The 2,500-nt window shown below is 45.9% G+C and carries 2 rRNA genes (1 of these 2 running past the window's edge); both read right to left on the bottom strand.

The window, feature by feature from the left end:
* Nucleotides 1-473 precede the first annotated feature (473 nt).
* A 5S ribosomal RNA gene (rrf, locus tag MYF79_RS07125) occupies nucleotides 474-585 on the bottom strand.
* Nucleotides 586-709: 124 nt separating this feature from the next.
* A 23S ribosomal RNA gene (locus MYF79_RS07120) occupies nucleotides 710-2,500 on the bottom strand; it runs 1,087 nt beyond the window's last position.

Raw genomic sequence — 2,500 nt, 5'->3', positions numbered from 1 at the left:
CGTTGGGGTTGCAAAGGTAATCATTTTTTCATTCTTACCAAATCTTTTTTGAAGATTTTATCACCCTACTTTTCTGATTTATACATGCTTATATCTAAGCACTTTATATCATCTTTTCGGATTGCCAATTGTAAAGAACTAACGAACTGATTACTAATTTGATAGCATTACTATCACCTTATTACCGGATTTCAATTGATTTTTTGTCAATCTTCTTCATTTGCGGTGATCGCCTTTTCTATCATCGTGACTGAGTTTCAGCGCACTTTAGCACTGAGGCACGTTGTTTTAAAGGCAGACTGCAAAGATACAATCCATTTGCCTGTGCAACAAAAATTAACCTGTCTTTTTACCGTAAGTGGCGGTAGTAGTGGTAGAGATCTTAGTATAAGGGAACTAATTTGAAGTTTAGTTCTGTGTAGTGAGGATAAAAAAGCCCGGTACGATGAACGTACCGGGGCTTCTTTAAATAAATATGGCAGCTACCTACTCTCCCGCATGATAGTGCAGTACCATCGGCCATGAGGGGCTTAACTTCTCTGTTCGGAATGGGAAGAGGTGAACACCCTCGGCATAACCACCATAAGATCTTTACTATATTAGAATGATCTTCGTCTTTTGAGTCAGCACTATTTCAGCGATTGATCTGACTCCAGACTTGCAATAAGATACATATTGGGAAAGTCGTAATAGTTTATCACAAAAAATAAAATTAAAGCTTACGGGCAATTAGTACTACTCGGCTTCGATGTTACCACCCTTACACCTGTAGCCTATCAACGTCGTAGTCTCCGACGGCCCTTAAAAGTAAACTCATCTTGAGGTTGGTTTCACGCTTAGATGCTTTCAGCGTTTATCCTTTCCGTACATAGCTACTCAGCACTGCACCTGGCGGCACAACTGATACACCAGCGGTACGTACGACCCGGTCCTCTCGTACTAAGGTCATGTCCTCGCAATTTACTAACGATCACAACAGATAGGGACCGAACTGTCTTGCGACGTTCTGAACCCAGTTCACGTGCCACTTTAATCGGCGAACAGCCGAACCCTTGGGACCTTCTCCAGCCCCAGGATGTGACGAACCGACATCGAGGTGCCAAACCTCCCCGTCGATATGAGCTCTTGGGGGAGATCAGCCTGTTATCCCCGGAGTACCTTTTATCCTTTGAGCGATGGCCCTTCCATACAGAACCACCGGATCACTTTAGCCAGCTTTCGCTCCTGCTCGGCTTGTCGGCCTCACAGTCAAGCACCCTTTTACTAATGCGCTCTGCGTACGATTACCAACCGTACTGAGGGTACCTTTGCGAGCCTCCGTTACTTTTTAGGAGGCGACCACCCCAGTCAAACTACCCACCAAACAATGTCCCTGTCTCCAGGTTAGACTCTAAACAACAGAAGGTTGGTATTTCAACGTTGACTCCACAACTCCTGGCGAAGCTGCTTCATAGTCTCCCAACTATCCTACACATCTGTTGTTCAAAATCAATGTTAAGTTGTAGTGAAGGTTCACGGGGTCTTTCCGTCCCGTTGCGATTAACCGGCATCTTCACCGATACTACAATTTCACCGAGCTCGTGGTAGAGACAGTGTCCAACTCATTAGACCATTCGTGCAGGTCGGAACTTACCCGACAAGGAATTTCGCTACCTTAGGACCGTTATAGTTACGGCCGCCGTTTACTGGGGCTTCAGTCAGAAGCTTTGGCTTGCGCCGAACATCCTTCCTTAACCTTCCAGCACCGGGCAGGTATCAGGCTCTATACGTCATCTTTCGATTTTGCAGGGCCCTGTGTTTTTGTTAAACAGTTGGTTGGACCATTTTACTGAGACTGCATCACTGCAGTACGCCTTATCCCGAAGTTACAGCGTCAATTTGCCTAGTTCCTTTACCACGGATCACTCGAGCGCCTGAGGATATTCTCCTCGACTACCTGTGTCGGTTTACGGTACGGGCTGCTATAACCGAACCTTAGAGGTTTTTCTTGGAAGTCTGATTAGGGACATTATCAGCGCGGCCGAAGCTTTGCTGTACTATCAGGTTCATCATCCCGTGCGGATTTGCCTACACAGAATATAACTACCCCCTTTAACGCACTATTCCGTAAGTGCGCAGTCCTTTCACTACTCCGTTACCCCATCGAAATTATAGCAGGTACTGGAATATTCACCAGTTTGCCATCAGCTACGCCTCTCGGCTTTGCCTAAGGACCCGACTAACCCTGATCCGATTAGCGTTGATCAGGAACCCTTAGTCTTACGGCGAATAGGTTTTTCACCTATTTTATCGTTACTTATGCCTACATTTTCTTTTCTAAACGCTCCAGCATACCTCGCGATACACCTTCAATGCAGTTTAGAATGCTCCCCTACCGATACACCACCTAGTGGCGATCCTAAAGCTTCGGTTGTATGTTTGATGCCCGATTATTTTCCGTGCTCAAACCCTCGACCAGTGAGCTGTTACGCACTCTTTAAATGAATGGCTGCTTCCAAGC

Source organism: Chitinophaga filiformis, from assembly GCF_023100805.1.
Classification (GTDB): domain Bacteria; phylum Bacteroidota; class Bacteroidia; order Chitinophagales; family Chitinophagaceae; genus Chitinophaga; species Chitinophaga filiformis_B.
This window is presented reverse-complemented; position numbering and strand designations above follow the sequence as displayed.